Annotated in this window: 17 protein-coding genes; 15 read left to right on the top strand and 2 right to left on the bottom strand. The window is 42.3% G+C overall.

Translation table 11 applies throughout. The annotated features are described in order from the left end of the window. Positions 1–61: 61 nt before the first annotated feature. The gene (locus AC3WJJ_RS16245; RefSeq protein ID WP_492542286.1) at positions 62–1,081 is read right to left on the bottom strand and encodes a serine hydrolase domain-containing protein; all 1,020 of its coding nucleotides are present in this window, start codon (positions 1,079–1,081) and stop codon (positions 62–64) included. Positions 1,082–1,408: 327 nt separating this feature from the next. Between AC3WJJ_RS16245 and AC3WJJ_RS16240 the strand changes: the two genes are divergently transcribed. The 13 genes from AC3WJJ_RS16240 to AC3WJJ_RS16180 all read left to right on the top strand — a co-directional run bounded on the left by AC3WJJ_RS16240 (position 1,409) and on the right by AC3WJJ_RS16180 (position 12,936). Then, positions 1,409–1,597: a hypothetical protein gene (locus tag AC3WJJ_RS16240; protein WP_379248501.1), complete on the top strand. Its 189-nt coding sequence runs from the start codon at positions 1,409–1,411 to the stop codon at positions 1,595–1,597. 199 nt (positions 1,598–1,796) lie between these two features. Beyond that, positions 1,797–2,546 carry a type I methionyl aminopeptidase gene (map, locus tag AC3WJJ_RS16235; RefSeq protein ID WP_492542284.1) on the top strand — a complete coding sequence of 250 codons (750 nt, stop codon included), beginning with the start codon at positions 1,797–1,799 and terminating at the stop codon, positions 2,544–2,546. A 364-nt stretch (positions 2,547–2,910) separates the two neighbouring features. Next, positions 2,911–3,963, top strand: a complete 1,053-nt coding sequence (gene coxB, locus AC3WJJ_RS16230) for a cytochrome c oxidase subunit II (RefSeq protein WP_492542283.1) — start codon at positions 2,911–2,913, stop codon at positions 3,961–3,963. An 83-nt stretch (positions 3,964–4,046) separates the two neighbouring features. After that, positions 4,047–5,894 (top strand): cytochrome c oxidase subunit I, encoded by a 1,848-nt coding sequence (gene ctaD / locus AC3WJJ_RS16225; RefSeq protein WP_422661363.1) that lies wholly within the window; start codon positions 4,047–4,049, stop codon positions 5,892–5,894. After that, positions 5,891–6,517 carry a cytochrome (ubi)quinol oxidase subunit III gene (locus AC3WJJ_RS16220; RefSeq protein ID WP_422659643.1) on the top strand — a complete coding sequence of 209 codons (627 nt, stop codon included), beginning with the start codon at positions 5,891–5,893 and terminating at the stop codon, positions 6,515–6,517. Before ctaD ends, AC3WJJ_RS16220 begins: the two co-directional genes overlap by 4 nt. A 3-nt stretch (positions 6,518–6,520) precedes the next feature. Beyond that, positions 6,521–6,844, top strand: a complete 324-nt coding sequence (locus AC3WJJ_RS16215) for a cytochrome C oxidase subunit IV family protein (protein ID WP_492542280.1) — start codon at positions 6,521–6,523, stop codon at positions 6,842–6,844. Between the two features lie 196 nt (positions 6,845–7,040). Beyond that, the gene (gene ctaG / locus AC3WJJ_RS16210; RefSeq protein ID WP_492542278.1) at positions 7,041–7,949 is read left to right on the top strand and encodes a cytochrome c oxidase assembly factor CtaG; all 909 of its coding nucleotides are present in this window, start codon (positions 7,041–7,043) and stop codon (positions 7,947–7,949) included. Between the two features lie 18 nt (positions 7,950–7,967). After that, a complete protein-coding gene (locus AC3WJJ_RS16205; protein WP_422659646.1) occupies positions 7,968–8,432 on the top strand; it encodes a DUF420 domain-containing protein in 465 nt (154 codons plus the stop codon). Between the two features lie 201 nt (positions 8,433–8,633). Beyond that, positions 8,634–9,359: a hypothetical protein gene (locus tag AC3WJJ_RS16200; RefSeq protein ID WP_492542275.1), complete on the top strand. Its 726-nt coding sequence runs from the start codon at positions 8,634–8,636 to the stop codon at positions 9,357–9,359. Positions 9,360–9,420: 61 nt separating this feature from the next. Continuing rightward, on the top strand, positions 9,421–9,828 hold the full coding sequence (locus AC3WJJ_RS16195; RefSeq protein ID WP_492542273.1) for a GntR family transcriptional regulator: 408 nt from the start codon (positions 9,421–9,423) through the stop codon (positions 9,826–9,828). After that, positions 9,828–10,730: an ABC transporter ATP-binding protein gene (locus tag AC3WJJ_RS16190; RefSeq protein ID WP_492542271.1), complete on the top strand. Its 903-nt coding sequence runs from the start codon at positions 9,828–9,830 to the stop codon at positions 10,728–10,730. The genes AC3WJJ_RS16195 and AC3WJJ_RS16190 overlap by 1 nt, the downstream gene beginning before the upstream one ends. An 18-nt stretch (positions 10,731–10,748) precedes the next feature. Beyond that, positions 10,749–11,651 carry an ABC transporter ATP-binding protein gene (locus AC3WJJ_RS16185; protein ID WP_422659650.1) on the top strand — a complete coding sequence of 301 codons (903 nt, stop codon included), beginning with the start codon at positions 10,749–10,751 and terminating at the stop codon, positions 11,649–11,651. Continuing rightward, on the top strand, positions 11,644–12,936 hold the full coding sequence (locus AC3WJJ_RS16180) for an ABC transporter permease (protein ID WP_492542268.1): 1,293 nt from the start codon (positions 11,644–11,646) through the stop codon (positions 12,934–12,936). Before AC3WJJ_RS16185 ends, AC3WJJ_RS16180 begins: the two co-directional genes overlap by 8 nt. Positions 12,937–13,096: 160 nt before the next feature. Here AC3WJJ_RS16180 and AC3WJJ_RS16175 read toward each other — a convergent pair whose 3' ends face one another. Continuing rightward, a complete protein-coding gene (locus AC3WJJ_RS16175) occupies positions 13,097–14,692 on the bottom strand; it encodes a discoidin domain-containing protein (protein ID WP_492542266.1) in 1,596 nt (531 codons plus the stop codon). A 370-nt stretch (positions 14,693–15,062) separates the two neighbouring features. Between AC3WJJ_RS16175 and queD the strand changes: the two genes are divergently transcribed. Beyond that, positions 15,063–15,551: a 6-carboxytetrahydropterin synthase QueD gene (queD, locus tag AC3WJJ_RS16170; RefSeq protein WP_492542264.1), complete on the top strand. Its 489-nt coding sequence runs from the start codon at positions 15,063–15,065 to the stop codon at positions 15,549–15,551. Beyond that, a complete protein-coding gene (gene queE / locus AC3WJJ_RS16165; RefSeq protein WP_492542262.1) occupies positions 15,544–16,275 on the top strand; it encodes a 7-carboxy-7-deazaguanine synthase QueE in 732 nt (243 codons plus the stop codon). The genes queD and queE overlap by 8 nt, the downstream gene beginning before the upstream one ends. Positions 16,276–16,278 lie beyond the last annotated feature (3 nt).

Genomic DNA, 16,278 nt, shown 5'->3' with positions numbered 1-16,278 from the left:
GTGTATTATGATCCTATGTTTAACGTATCCAGAACGTAAGGGGAATATCCTGCTGTCTTGTTTATGCTTTTATGGCTTTCAAAATAAACTGCTCTAACAGCATCCGTGGATTTTTCCAACGGCTTACATGGCTATCTTGGGTGAAGACAATAACGGTATCCAGTGCCGGAAACAAGTAGATCTGTTGACCGCCATGACCATGCGCCAGAGCGAAACACTGTCCATCCATTTTTCCAGTCCACCACTGAAATCCATAATCACCGAAAGCGGGGTAGCCATTAATCTGGGGAGCAAGCGCTTCTTTGAGCCATTCCTTAGGGATCACTTGCTTCTCATTCCATTTGCCTTCATGTAGACAACATTGACCGAACTTCGCCATATCCCGTGAGGTAAGATATAAACCGATATGTCCCATGCTGTGTCCCTCAGGGCTTGGAGTCCAAGCGTAATGATTGATGTCTAAGGGCATGAATAGTTGTTCTTTTGCATAAGTGAGGGCATCCATCCCTGTGGCTTCGCTTAGTGCGACGGACAGAAGGTGGGAATCCGTGCTTCTATATTGAAAAGTCCCCATTTCTGCTTCCATAATCGGAAGTGCTAAGGCATAGGAAGCCCATTTTCGATTTCGGTGAAAACGATGAATCAGTGGCTCTCCAAGCTTTTTTCCAGTCTGCCATGCGAATCCGGAAGTCATTGTAAGCAGATGACGGAACGTTATACGTTCAAGCAGAGGATGAGTGCGGCGCGTTGCATAATTCTTGAGTAGTGGGAGAACAGGAGTATCGATAGACGGCAATTTACTTTGATGGACAGCCATACCAAAAAGGGTGGAGATAAAGCTTTTAGTGGCAGATCGAAGATCATTAAGCGTACCCGCATGATGATTCCCGTAATATTTTTCTTGAATGAGTTTACCGCCTCGGGTGATAAGGAAGCTGAACATTTTGGGATAGCTGCGAGTAATGGTCTGATGTGCTTTATCAAGAAGTTCTGAATTACAGCCTTGCTCATTCGGCTCTGCAGTAGGAAAGGCAGGGATGATGGCAGTAGGTGTTGTGAGCACGGGTACAGGTTGTTCCATATGCTGTGTCTCCTTTTTGTTTAGCATAGACGGGCATACATACATAGGTATCTTAACCAAAAAACCTGTCACACTCGGCTGGTACAAATTTATTTCGCCCAAAAAAACATTTTTTGGGAAAGATGAAACAAACGATGGAATATGATACAATAGATTAATGATTCAAATACATGCCTTTGTGGTATGTAAGTGTCAGATGCATTGGTAAGTTGCTGAATATCAACCTATCACCGCTAGAACTGCAGTCAGCACAATTTAACAGGGTAGATCTTTTTCGGCATTCTCTTAAACGGAGTTATCATTTTCCACGTTTTGGGAGGGATCATCATGGCAACGAAAGGTCACAATGAAGTTAAAGAAAGTCTGCGGGAAATGACACGTATTTTCCGGCCTAAAGATCCGAAAAAATTTGTAAAGGAGTATGTCCGGAAGTATCATATTATGGGAGGATATGAAGAAGAGCTTACTCTTGTTGTAGAGAATGAGCTGGGAAGACTTAATTCTTCCGTATCATAAGACAACTTCAACCCGCATAAGAGAAACCATTTGCATGCTTTTCATAACTTGAATTCTTCATAAGATTAACTACTTTAAACCGTTTTTGGGGCAATCGCCTTGATAAACGGTTTTTTTGCGTCTACTCACACATATATTGTTAGCGATCCCCTTTGCTAATGCGAGAACGGGAATATGCAGCAGAAGGAGTGTGAGGGAATTGAAGATCCGGATTAAGAGCAAGCAGGAAATTGAATATATGCGGAAAGCAGGTCGTATTCTGGCTGATTGTCATCGTGAAATATCAAGATGGATCAAGCCAGGTGTTACAACGCTGGATATTGATGCAAAGGTTGAAACGTATTTGAAGGAAGCAGGTGCCTCTCCGGAGCAAAAGGGTTACAAAGGATTTCCGTTTGCTACTTGTGCCTCCGTTAATGAAGTTGTGTGTCATGGATTTCCGAGTGATATTCCTTTACAGTCTGGTGATGTCGTTACCATCGACATTGTAGTGAATAAGGATGGATGGCTTGCCGATTCTGGTTGGACCTATGCGGTATCAGAGGTGAAACCGGATGTTGCACGCTTGATGGAGGAAGCTCAGACTGCTCTTAATAAAGGGATAAGTATGGCTAAGATAGGAAACACCTTGGGGGATATAGGATATGTAATTGAACAGCATGCTTTAGCCGGAGGTTACGGGCTTGTTAAGCCATTGGTTGGACACGGCATAGGCCAACATATTCACGAACCGCCTGATGTACCTAGTTATGGTGTTCGAGGAAAGGGGCGTAAGCTAATGGAGGGGATGGTGATTACAATAGAGCCTGTGCTTACACTTGGACCATCCGGAGCGGTCTTCTGGGAGGATGACGGATGGACTATTTCATCAGCAGATGGTAGTGTAGGGGTTCAGTTCGAGCATACAATTGCGATCACCCGGGAAGGACCTTATATCCTAACAGAATAAAGAGAGAGGGCACGTCCCTCTCTTAATTATTATATGAATAAAAGTTTCAAAACAGGCATTCAGTCCATATATATACATAATGTTATGCTTGCTGGAAATTGTCGATGTCAAGATTAGAGGAGGGGGGCAAGTTATGAAAGAAAACTATGAAAACGGTTGCAAAATCAGATACAGCGCGACTTTGACAACTTTTCGAACAATTTGTGAACTCCCTGTGAATGATTGACAAAAGATGACCTTAAACTTATATTTAATAGGTGATTGCATTAATTGACAGGATTATTTCATCCGTGATACTGCAGGTAGATTACCGCTGTTTGCGCCGGATGGTAATCTACGAAAATCGGAAAAGTGGGGTAGATCAATGATGAAACGGTGGCAAACTGTAAAGCGTCTCCTTCCTTTGTTGGCCGTGTTTTCTTTGCTCTTGTCCGGCTGCGGCCGTGAGGACTTGTCGGTATTGAGACCACAAGGTCCGGTAGCTGAGGGGCAATTGGATTTAATCAAGCTTTCGATTTCGATTATGGTGGTTGTAGTCATTGTAGTATTCGCCATAGCGACGTACGTGCTGATTAAATTCCGCAGAAAACCAGGACAACAAGAGGTTCCGGAGCAAGTAGAGGGAAGCTTCAAGTTAGAGATCATTTGGACAGCGATTCCACTTGTCCTAGTTCTCATACTTGCAATTCCTACGATTCAAAAGGTTTTTGCTTATGGTGAGAATGATTGGAACGACAAAGATGCATTACAGGTTAAAGTTACATCTCATCAATTTTGGTGGGAGTTTGAGTATCCACAATACGATAACTTGAAGACAGCTCAAGAGCTGCTCATCCCTGTGGATAAGAAGATTGCTTTGCAGTTGAAGACAGCTGATGTGCTTCACTCCTTCTGGGTTCCTTCCCTTGCGGGTAAAATGGACACCAACACGGAAGGTAGCGTCAATAACATGACGATTAGCACACCAAATGCGGGTACATATATCGGGAAGTGTGCCGAGTTGTGCGGAACATCTCACGGCTTCATGGAATTCCGCGTGAAAGCGGTTGACCAGGCTTCATTTGACAAGTGGATTGAAGCTAACAGAGCGCCAGCCATACTTCCAGAGGACACACAGCTTGCTGAGAAGTTCAAGACCAACTGTCTCTCTTGCCACGCTGTGGGAGATCAAGGCGGATTCTCCGGTCCTAATCTAACAGGTATAGGATCGCGTGAAACTGTAGCGAGTATCTTGCTGAATGATACGAACGGTGCAAAAGGCTCGAAGCCGGTAAAAGACAATCTTGTGGAATGGCTGTCCGATCCAGAGGCTGTTAAACCAGGCAACCTGATGCCTGCTCCTAAAGATCTCGGATTCAGTGATGAAGAGATTGAGCAGATTGCCGATTACTTGGCCAATTATAAATTGGAGTATTAATACAGCAAGAACTTTTAAAGGGGGTACCAATCTTGGCTCATGCTCATGCTCATAGCCATAGCGTCAAGCGCTACTCAGGGTTGATGGACTGGCTAACGACCGTTGACCACAAAAAAATCGGGGTATTATACCTGCTCGCGGGTGGTTTGTTCTTCGGTATCGGTGGTATTGAAGCGATTCTAATTCGTATGCAGCTGATCAAACCGATGAACGATTTCGTATCCGCGCAAGTGTTCAACGAATTGATTACGATGCACGGAACGACAATGATCTTCCTAGGCGTTATGCCGATTATCTTCGCACTAATGAATGCAGTTCTTCCGTTACAGATCGGTGCACGTGACGTCGCGTTTCCGTTTCTTAACTCGCTCGGATTTTGGACGTTTTTATTCGGCGGAGTCTTACTGAACCTAAGCTGGATTATGGGTGGAGCCCCAGATGCGGGTTGGACGTCATACACGCCATTATCGAGTAGTGATTACAGTACAACTCACGGTGTTGACTTCTATACCATAGGCTTGCAGATTGCAGGTCTGGGTACATTGATTGGTGGTATTAACTTTCTGGTAACGATCATTACGATGCGTGCTCCAGGAATGTCATTCATGAGAATGCCAATGTTCACATGGGCTTCATTTATTACTTCTGCAATGATCTTGTTCGCTTTCCCAGCGGTTACGGTTGGTTTGGTTCTCCTGAGCTTCGACCGAATTATTGGGGCTAATTTCTTTGATGTAGCAGCGGGGGGAAGTCCCGTACTTTGGCAGCATATATTCTGGATCTTTGGTCACCCTGAAGTATATATCCTGATCTTGCCTGCTTTCGGTATCATTTCTGAAGTTATTCCAACGTTCTCTCGTAAACGGTTGTTTGGATATAGCTCCATGGTGTTTGCAACGATCTTGATTGCCTTCTTGGGCTTCATGGTTTGGGCTCACCACATGTTTACAACAGGACTTGGTCCGGTTGCCAATGCGCTATTCTCCATTGCAACAATGTTGATTGCGGTACCAACAGGTATCAAGATTTTTAACTGGCTATTCACCATGTGGGGCGGACAAATTCGTTTCACCAGTGCAAACTTGTTTGCAATCGGCTTTATCCCGACATTTGTAATGGGCGGCGTAACTGGAATCATGCTAGCTTCAGCACCAGCTGACTTCCAGTTCCACGATACGTATTTTGTTGTAGCTCACTTCCACTATGTAATTGTAGGTGGTCTGGTATTTGGACTATTCTCCGGATTACATTACTGGTGGCCTAAAATGTTCGGTACTTTGCTTAATGAAACGATTGGTAAATGGACGTTCTGGACCTTTGCTATCGGTTTCCATATGACGTTCTTTGTACAGCATTTCCTTGGTTTGCTTGGAATGCAGCGTCGTATTGTCACCTACCTTCCGAACCAGGATCTCGATTTGATGAACTTCATCAGTACAATCGGTGCTTTCCTGATGGGAGTCGGTGTTCTGTTATTCTTGTATAACATTGCTATTACATCACGTAAGCCGAAAGATGCTCCGGCTGATCCTTGGGAAGATGGTCGTACTTTGGAATGGAGTATTCCTTCTCCACCACCAGAGTATAACTTTAAACAGATTCCTCTTGTACGTGGTCTGGATGCTTTCTGGAAAGAGAAGATGGCAGGTAACAAAGAGATGACTCCGGCTGAGCCGCTTGGTCCGATCCACATGCCTTCGCCAACAATCTTGCCATTTGTTATGGGTCTTGGTCTTTTCATTGCAGGACTCGGATTTATGTTCAGTGACGAAAAGTTCACGAACTCATTCATGAGTTTTATCTTCAATAATTATCTTGTTCTGATTATCGGTCTTGTGATAACGTTCGGCGCAATGCTTGTACGTTCTCTGTTTGATGATCCAGGCTATCACATTGATCCTGAAGAACTGGAAGAGGAGGGAAAAGCATGACATCCGCACACGCAGAACATGTAAACGGAGAACTTCCTCACGAGCCGGAAAAAGCGACCTTGGAAGGCCGTAATAAAGTGCTCGGCTTCTGGCTCTTCCTTGGTGGAGAAGCTGTTCTCTTTGGTACATTGTTCGCAACGTTCCTAGCATTACGGAACCAGACGAATGAAGGACCAACAGCTAATGAATTGTTCTCACTTCCGCTTACTGGGGTGGCGACATTCATCCTACTATTAAGTAGTTTGACCAGTGTATTCGCTATCCAAGCAATGCACCGTCACAATGTGAAGTCTCTAAAGATCTGGCTTGCTGTTACCGTTGCTCTCGGTCTTGCATTCTTAGGTATTGAGATTTATGAGTTCTATGAGTATGTAGTTCATAAGAATTTCGGAATGACAACAAGTGCGTTTTCATCAGCGTTCTTTACGCTGGTCGGCTTCCACGGTGCTCACGTAGCTTTCGGGGTAGTATGGATTGGATTATTGATCGGTCAGCTATTTACTAAAGGCCTTACGGTTGTTACAGCACCGAAGATTTATGTGTCTGCTATCTACTGGCACTTTATCGACGTAGTGTGGGTGTTCATTTTCTCAGTAGTATACCTACTTGGAAAGGTGGGCTAAAGAATGACTGCAGATCAACAGCAATCAGAAATTCATGGGGTTAAGCATCGTCATCGTCATGAAGGACCACAGAAACATGTTATCGTATTTATCTTCTCTATTGTGTTGACAGCGATCGCCTTTGCGATGGTTGCTGCCGGTGGGATAAACCCAGTCTTTACGGTAATACTTCTTTTGGTGATGGCCGTACTGCAGGTGTTTGTACAGATGGGGTATTGGATGCACTTGAAAGATAAAGGTCATCTCATGCCGATCCTGTTTATGGTTGGCGGATTCTTCGTCGCTAGTACAGCTATTGTCATGGCATTGTATTGGGTTTGGTGGTAAAATAAGAAGAGGTGGGCTTTGCGCCACCTCTTTTTTTCGAAATATTAAATTGGCATGAGACTCAGAATCAGTGGGCTGATGCTTCCCTTAGAAACGGTTACCGTCTGCGATTTGGACGGACAAACCGTTTCTCTCTGTTAGAAGGCCCTTGTCACAATTTAGACAGAATTTCCACCCATTAGGGGAGGTTTTTGGCATGCTGGGTTTAGAATATTTTTCGTTTGCAGCAAAATGGAGTCCGCTGTTTCTTGCATTCATGTTAATCGTAACAGCAGGTTACTTCTTAATTACGGGTCCGCTTAGTAATCGGTTTAAGGGGAGTGAGCCTGTATCCGCTGGCAGAAAGACACTCTTTGTTTTTGGGATGTTAACGATGTATATGGCTCAGGGTGGTCCGATAAATCTATTGGGTCATACGATGTTCTCATTTCATATGGTGAGCATGGCGATGTCTTATTTAATGGCGACACCGCTATTGATCCTGGGCATTCCGGTATGGTTATGGCGTGAGATCGATCGGAAGAATCCGTTTAAGAAGCTTGCTTTTCTGACGCGTCCGATTGTGGCTGCAGTCGTATTTAACGGTCTATTTTCGTTCTACCATATCCCTGTTATCCATGACTTTGTCATGTTGAACTTTTGGGTTCACCGTCTGTACTATTTATTACTGTTTATTACATCGATCACAATGTGGTGGGCGATTATACAGCCAATCCCTGAGAAGGACAAGACTTCGGGCCTGATGAAGATGGGATTTATCTTCTTAAACATGGTTCTTCTGACTCCAGCATGTGCATTGATTATCTTCTCAAGTGAACCGATGTATGCAACATACAGTGATCCTAACACATGGGCTAAAGCAATGGGGTATTGTGTGCCAGGAGATCCCTCCATCTTGCTGGAACAGTTCGGTGGACCTTCCTTTTTTGGATATTTGGAGCCAGGGATTGACCAGCGAGTCGGCGGAATCATCATGAAGTTTTTCCAAGAGATCATCTTTGCATCTATGCTGGCTTATGTATTCTTCCATTGGTATAAGCGTGAAAATAAAGAGGATGATCCAATGCCAACGGAGATGCCAGTTAGTCGTATCAATCAAGTGTAATTTTTAAGGAGGATGTTCATGGATTTATTCTTTCTGTTTCCTACCATCAGCACCACATTTATCGTAATTAGTGCTGTGCTTGTAGCAATTGGATGGAGACTAATCATCAAAGGCAAGAGAGATGAGCACAAGAAGGTGATGATCTGGGCTGCCATTGCAGCGATTATCTTCTTTATCATTTACTCATCAAGAACAGTGTTCATTGGAAATACAGCGTGGGGTGGACCGGATAACTTGAAACCATATTATCAAGTATTCCTCATCTTTCATATTACGCTGGCTACGGTTGCTGCCGTATTTGGGATCACGACACTTGTTCTTGGATTCAAGGAGAAGTACTCGAAGCACCGTAAATGGGGACGTGTAACCGCGACGATCTGGTTCTTTACTGCGATTACAGGAGTTGCCGTATATACATTGCTATACCTATTGTACCCAGGCGGTCATACGCAGCCGGTATGGAAAGTTATATTTGGAATGTAGCATTAAAGGCTAGAGAACATAGGAGAGGCTGTTCCTTCTGTAGAGAATTCTACAGTTGGACGGCCTCCTTTTTTTATGCGCAAATTTGGAATAATTAGGGTTGACAACGATAAAACAGGACTATATACTGTGTATAAAGATATACACAGTAAGCACAGATAAGCACACCTATATACACACCGAATGAAAGGGTGAACCGTGTTGCAGACCGTCAGCCAAGCGATGAAGATCATATCTAAAGATTTAAGGAACGACAAACTGCAAATCGTGTGGACCATTATATTTATGCTTTATATGGCAACGGTATTAAGTTTTTTTGTGAACAGTATGTTTCAAGAGCCTGAGTTTGTAAATCCTTTTGCGGACTTTTTGATGCTTGTATTCATTCCAATGCTTGGATTCATCTTCTCACGTAGATCATTTAAGTACTTGACTGAAGATTCATACACACAGATGCTGTTCTATTATCGAAGTATTCCAGTTCCTACAGAAGCCGTTATTATGAGCAGAGCGCTTATGGGGATAGGTGCTTTTATCGTGAATGGAACTATTTTTTTCGGAGTTACTTACGCGATTGCATCTGATCTAAGGGCCAACATGAGTCTGGCGAGTTACGTGGCTTTTGGACTTACATGGATCGGTATTGGAATTTTGATTAATGGGTCTTATGTATACTTCGAATGTATGAAGAATGGAAAATCATATTTCTGGACTAACTTTTTATTTACGCTGGTGTTTGCAATTAGCATTCTAGGATTGTTTTTCATAGGCTTCCGATTTAGTCTGTTTAACTATCTAATAGACGTATCAGGTAAGTGGAAGCTTCTATCTCCCTATATGTGGGGGTCACTGATCATAGGTATTTTAGGATATGCACTGATGTGTCGTCTGACTTACAAGCGGATTAGGCTTAGAGATCTGTCATGATGAATGATTTAGGAATGCATTGCAAGTCCATGGAATATGTAGACAAGGTGAGGTGAAATAGGTGCGAATCCCGATTCAAATTAACGAGCACAGTGCTGAGCCCCTGTATCACCAGATTGAGACGCAATTAAGATCACTTATTATAAGCGGACAGATCGAGGAGGGGACACTCTTGCCATCGATAAGGGAGTTTGCCAGCGGACTGAATTGCAGTGTCATTACAGTACGTCGGGTATATCAGGATTTAGAAGGCGAAGGATTGCTGAGAACAAGACAAGGTACGGGTACATTTGTTGCCGGAGTAGGCGATCAGACGCGAGAAAGATTTAAGAGAGAAACGATTATCGAGGTTCTAGAAGCTGCTGTCGAAACGGGACTTTCCGTGCATTGCAGTGAGGAAGACTTGAAAGCCATATTTATGGAGATTGTACAGCGTAAATACCATAAGCAAAAAGGTGGTGAAACTTAGTGGAACCCCAATTGATTGAACTACGTAATGTCACAAAGCGGCGGCGTACAAAAAATATAGGTCCGATAGATCTTTCGATTCCAGAAGGATATATTGTTGCGCTAGTAGGACCGAACGGATCGGGAAAGAGTACAATCCTTAACATGTTAATTCAGACCGTACTCCCAGATGAAGGTGAGATTACTTGGTTTGGCGAAACCAATTCTAATGGCCTTTCGATAGATATCCGTCAACAGATCGGCTTCGTTCCAGAGCAGCTAAGTACCGAAGAGAAGTATATGACAGCCGAAGAAGCGGCGGGCTTCCGATCCAATTGGTATAACAGTTGGGATGGTTATTATTTTGATGAGCTATTATCCAAGTTTGAGGTACCGCGTAGTGTGAAGCTGCACAAGATGTCCAAGGGAGAACGACGAAAGTTCGAGATTGCTGCAGCTCTAGCTCCTAGGCCGAAGCTTCTACTCTTGGATGAACCGTCATCGGGCCTTGACCCTTTTGCATGGAAGTTAATGATCGATCAACTCCGAAACTGCATGAAAGACGGAAACACCACAATTGTATTGTCTACTCATGTTGTGGACGAAATCCGCAGGCTAGCTGATTTTATTGTCCTTATGCATCATGGGAAAATGCTCGGTATGGTAGAAAAGGATGGGCTGCTAGACAACTGGAAGGAATGCTGGGTAACGGGAGACTCCTTATTGGTAAGTGAACTGCCGGGCATCGTGAGTTTTAAGCAAGAATCAGCAACCACGGTATCTTTTGTCACAACCGAATGTTTGGAAGTGGAGAAGATACTACAATCTGCTGGAATACCATTTATACAGACACGTAGTTTGGAGTTAGATGAAGTTCTAGGCTTGTGGATCAACGGGAATAAACCTGCCGGCGTGCGGGATTAAGAGAGAGGAGATCATACAATGCAACGATTGAAATTAGAAAACGTGGTTAAGGTTTATGCTGACAAAACAGCAGTCAATCAGATTTCGCTTCAGGTGGAAGAGGGGGAAATATACGGTCTACTCGGAGCGAATGGCGCGGGGAAAACGACAACGATGCGTATGGTGCTCGGGCTGATCTACCCTGACGAAGGGACCATTCTATACAACGGACAGCAATATAGTAAAGATCTGCGCCGCATCATGGGATATCTTCCAGAGGAGCGTGGATTGTATCCAAAAGTAAAAGTAAGTGAACAAATTTCGTACTTGGCTCAATTGCGGGGGATGTCAGCTAAAGATGCAGATCAGAGTCTTCGTTACTGGCTTGAACGTTTTGAAGTACCGGAATATTACAATAAGAAAATCGAAGAGCTTTCCAAGGGGAACCAGCAGAAGATGGGCTTCATTGCGGCAGTTGTTCACAATCCAGAAATATTGATTCTTGATGAGGCGTTTAGTGGACTAGATCCCGTGAATGTGGAATTGCTGAAATCAACAGTGAAAGAGCTTCGTGACAAGGGTACTAGCATTCTGTTCTCGACACACCGGATGGAGCATGTTGAGGAGCTGTGCCAGAACATTACGATTTTGCATCGTTCTAATACGGTCGTAAAAGGTAGCCTGAAAGAAATCAAGTCCCGTTACCCGCGTGAGGAAGTTGTGCTAGGTACTTCTAATGAAGTAAATGGGCTGGAAAAACTGCCAGGTGTAACGGGAGTTAACCGCACAGAGGATGGCTATTCTGTTCGAATCAATGATGTGAATGCAGCACAAGCCATTCTTAATACAGCGATGTCACAAAGTGTAATCCACCGGTTTGAAGTGAAGGAACCAACGTTAAACCAAATATTCATTAAGGCGGTAGGTGAATCCAATGAATAGTATGTGGACTGTAATTCGATTTACATTTATGAATAAGGTAAGAACGAAGTCTTTTATTGTCTCGACGCTAATTTTTGCACTTCTTATTACCATCGGTATTAATATTCCATTCTTCATTCAATTGTTTAGTGGTGATAAAGCAGAGGGACCAACCAAGATTGGTCTTGTGTATGAACAACAACAAAATTTAGCCGAAGATTTAACCCAAGCGATGGGTGGTCTTACAACCAATTACGAGCTGGTGAAATACGATAAGCTGGATGAAGCTGCCTTGAATAAGGATGTAGCTGATGGAGTTATCGAAGGGTATATTCAATTTCAAGCACAAGAGGGAAGTGAATTCCCGGCTGTAATTTATAGCTCAGAAGATGATGCCATTAGTCCAGAGCTTCAATCTACACTGCAAGCTGCACTCCAAGGACCTAAGACCCGCAGCGTAGTGGAAGGGTTAACCCTAACGGATGAGCAGATTAAAGAGATTAATACCCCTGTTCAGATTAATGCTCAAAGTGTCAGCGGTTTAGGCACTGGAGAAGAGAACGGTACGCCTGCTGAAAAAGCAGAAGATGAAGCCATCAATTACGTAGTTGTATATGCACTGGTTATTTTGTTCTTCGTCACGCTGATGGGAACAGGAAACATGATTGCGTCGGAGGTTACAACGGAGAAAAGCTCCCGTATTATGGAGATCCTCATTACAAGTGTATCTCCACTCAGTCAAATGTTCGGTAAAGTCATCGGAATGTTCTTACTCGGACTTGCACAGATTGCTGCTTTTGGTGTGGTTGTCGCTGTGAACTTGATGCTTCCGCACAATGTTGATGCATTATCATCCCTGAATTTAGATTTGAATGCTGTTGATCCCATGTTACTCGTGTTCGGGCTTATCTTCTACATCTTTGGATATTTCCTATATGCGGTTATTTACGCAGCTGTTGGTTCCATTGTGAGCCGCACAGAAGATCTTGGTCAAGCGATTATGCCAATCACTATGCTGTCGCTTGCAGCATTCTACATTGCAATCTTCAGTCTCGGTGCACCGGACTCTACGCTGATGAAGGTAGCATCATACATTCCATTCATATCGCCAACGTCGATGATCGTCCGTATCGGTCTTGGGGAACCACCACTGTGGGAAATTCTCGCATCCCTTGCGATCCTGATCGTATCGATCTTACTCTTGGGTTGGTTGTCAGCGAAGATCTACCGCACCGGTGTTCTCATGTACGGTAAGCGTCCTAGCTTGAAAGAGCTTGGTAAAGCGATGAAAGCTTATAAGATGTAGAATTTTAGTAAATCTATTTAGCACAACTAAACTAAATAAAAAACACCTCCAAGAAGTTGCATTCATATCGAAAGATATGGATACAGTCTTGGAGGTGTTTTTTATTGGCGGCAAGGTTGTATGACAATTGAAATGAAACAGTTGTATGGCCTAAAAAGTATTATTTCGAATTAAATACTGAAAACTCCCAGAGAGAATATCCAAATATCGTCGCTCTTTTGTGACAGACTATTCTCACATATCGTCCAACAAGATTTAGATTATCGAGTTCATGTATTCCTTCCTTGCCTGCATGCTCGGAGTAAATCGTAGACCATTCTTCTGCGTCCTCAGAGATTTGAATATCATACGCTAAGGCGTGAGCACCCTCCCAGTGAAGTCGAATTTTGTTAAACTCCTTCTTCCAACCTAAGTCCACATAGATGGATTGATTGTCATTGTAATCACTGCTCCATCGGGTAGCTGGGTTGCCATCAACAACAAAGCAACTTAGAAACTCTTTACTTTCAACGGAGGATGCAAAAACAGGTTTATAGGATGATAGATTTCCATGCGTCTTTAATTCTGTGGTTGTGGCTACAACTTGTTTCTTTTCACTGATCTGCCCATATTGATTTTTTGCAATGATATGAACGGAATAGTCTTTGAGTGGTTCTAGATTGGGAATCGTATATTGGTTACAATCGCAACTTGCAATAAGTTCGTTGTTAAGAAAGATGTCATACTGTATGGATTCAAATTCCTGCTGCGGGTCTTCCCACACTAACCACATACTCGTATCGGTTACGTGTTCAACTAGAAATGTATTTGGGGGGGATAATTCATTTAGGATAAGGGTCTTTTTAACACCTGTTTTTATTTCATGTTGAATGTCTTGGAGACATTTCATGTCGAGTTGTTTAAGAACATCGCATTTTTCTTGGAACGTATTAATATCGAATCTTTTAGGGGCATAGGTAGCTTTCATGAGATAGTTCTTGATGGATTCTGCACTTTTGGAGATATGTTGCAAGGAAACGGTGGATGCCTCTGAAAAAGATGTTGCGTTCATAAACAAAGAGGTTAGCGCTCGCGACAGTGAAATAACACCAAAAACTTGAATGGTTCTGGTCATCCAGTGCTTCCATTCCATATGATGATAGTCATTTACGACCCCATCGTAAATAGAAAAATCATGAGAGAGATTTTGGATGCAATGCTCAAACAAAAGGATGAGCTTATTTTTTGCCTTATTATCGATTTCCGGATTGGTTAGCGCATACCGTGTTACGGTTCGTTTTTCTGCATTTACATGGTCGAAGCCTGCCTGGATAATTTCTTTTGAATAACTTTGTTCAAAGGGATAATCAATTACTGAATAACTGCCCTCAACATAGGATGTCAGTGTAAGGGAATGTTCACCATCAGGGTCGCTGTCCGTCATCTCCATATGAGGTATATACTTGTTTCTTGTCCAAATATAAACCTCAGATGAATGACTTAACATATCAGATATATGATGTTCAGCGGAATCGAAGTTTTCAAAAAGGACTTCAATTTCCTGGATACCAAGTAGTTCGTTGTCTAATTCAATGGCCCATGGATAACTCCAGCCATTCTTCCCACCTTGCATAATTTCCTTATAAATATTTGCATTATCTTCATACGCATTGAAAAAAAGATACTCAATAGGTGCTTTCCCTGTGAGCTGACGTAAAACTTGGGATTTTCGACAGTTCATATAACTATAGAATAAGGTGTTTGACAAAATATCCATATAATTAGATCGCCCCATAACTTATATTCTTGTTTCTCCACCTTTAAATTGGTAAATATTATACTATTTTACGTAATTAATCTATTTTATATCTCTAAATAAGTCAACAGTTTTATGCCTTTAAAACCGAATATCTCTTCGTTTTATTATTACATATATTTACTTATTATTTATATATTAGATTATTTTAGCATATCGATGAATATTATCACATTTTTTGTAAAATTCGTGGAAAACTATAATAAATCAGCGTTTAATAACCTTGTTGAGGTATTTTAACTGGAATAAACTACTAAATAGTATATTTATATACTTTTATTTCGTTTTCTTTTCAATAGGGATTTAATATTCGAAAAGTGAGGTAATTAATTTGGCCAAAAATGAAGTAGTAGTATGTAAGACATTTAGTTTTGATAGTGCACACCAGTTGGTAAACCACAAAGGGAAATGCGCAAATCTTCACGGACACACGTATAAATTAGAAGTGAAATTAAAATCAAGTCTTATCAGTGAATCGAATCCTTCTGACGAGGGTTTTGTAATTGATTTTAGTGATTTGAAATCAATTGTAAAAAGAGAGATCGTTGATAAACTGGATCATGCCTTTATTGCTCAGGGGAATGAACCGGCTTATGAAAAAATGATCGAATCCGGTTCTAAAGTATGTCATTTAGGTTTCCGTACAACAGTCGAAAATATGGCTTTATATATTTGCTGGCGTTTGATGGAGCTTAAGTTACCGTTATATTCTGTGCGTCTGTGGGAAACTCCAACCGGATGGGCAGAAGTTATGGCTGAAGATATCCCTGAGACTGGACCTTACTTTATGGCTGAATTAGGGGCGTACATTAATGAATAAGACAGTTAAGAAGTCAATCATTCCCATTTCGGAGATTTTTGGTCCAACCATTCAAGGTGAAGGCATGATAATTGGTAGAAAGACGATGTTCGTGAGAACATCCGGCTGTGATTATTCATGCTCATGGTGTGATTCTGCATTTACATGGAATGGTACTGAAAAAGCGACGATCCTAGAGCCAGGTAAAGTACTAGAGGAACTTAGAACTTTAGGTAAGGATAACTTCGATCACGTTACAATTACGGGCGGAAATCCGGCTTTAATTGGTCAAGGTATGCAAGATTTAATTCATCTCCTTCATGAAGATGGAATTTCAGTAGGGGTAGAAACTCAAGGTAGTAAGTATCAAGAGTGGTTTCTAAGCGTAGACGATATGGTCCTTTCTCCAAAACCACCAAGTTCAAAAATGAAGCCTGATCTCGAAACACTTGATGAAATAGTGAATAAGGTGAGCCAAGAGGGTAGGAAACTTAGCTTAAAAGTAGTTGTTTTTGATCAAGAGGATTATGATTTCGCAAAATTTTTGCATGATCGCTACCCATCCATTGAATTTTATTTATCCGTAGGAAATATCGAACCTTATAGTGAAGATGACGGCATTGACCACATCTTGAAAGGTTTAAGATGGCTATGTGATCGTGTCATTCAGGACCCGAGCATGAACGATGTCAGAGTATTGCCTCAACTGCACACATTAATTTGGGGAAACCAAAGAAAAGTGTAATTC

It is taken from the genome of Paenibacillus sp. FW507-14B1B, from assembly GCF_058781425.1.
Note: the sequence above shows the minus strand (reverse complement) of the source record. Positions and strands in the feature narration are given on the sequence as shown.